Source organism: Vibrio sp. 2130-1 (genome assembly GCF_033339515.1).
Window position 1 is genome coordinate 1 of sequence record NZ_JAWOUT010000495.1, and the last position, 590, is coordinate 590.

General features: G+C 46.9%; 1 protein-coding gene. It reads right to left on the bottom strand.

The annotated features are described in order from the left end of the window. Positions 1-590, bottom strand: a 590-nt coding sequence (locus R7Q09_RS27030) for a pyridoxal-dependent decarboxylase (protein WP_318144064.1), incomplete at both ends; no start/stop codon positions are given.

The window sequence follows — 590 nt, forward strand, 5'->3', positions numbered from 1 at the left end:
CATACGATGCGAAGTTTGTCAGCGTAGTCAGGCAGACCTAACTTCTGGATTGAGTGACCACTTAGCGTATCTGCGATCCAATCACGTGCCAGCATCAAACCCATTTGGTTACTTTGAGTTCCACCGCTAGTGAAAATACCATCGGCTTTTTCGCCTAAGTCGTACTTGTCGCACAACCAATTGACCACTTTTTGCTCAACGTAAGTTGCAGAAGATGCTTGGTCCCATGAATCCATTGATTGGTTCAGTGCTGCAATCATCGCCTCTGCTGCAACAGCCGGCATTAAAGGAGGCGTATGCAAATGCGCGATACAATCAGGGTGTTGAGTGAAGATAGCGTTCTTTGCCACCAGCTCTGCCGCATCATCGATTACGGATTTAAGTGGCGCATTTTTGTTGTCTAGGTCAACCGCGTTGATCGCATCTTCTAACGCTTTAGGCTCCATACCTGAGTATGGTGCGTTAACTTGTTCAAACACTGACTTCATTGCAGCAGTTGTGTGGTTCATTACTGATGCAAACTCAGCACTGCCTAGTTCACCGGTATGGATGAAGTGCTTTTTCCACTCTTCTTGTGGTGCAGCTTCAAC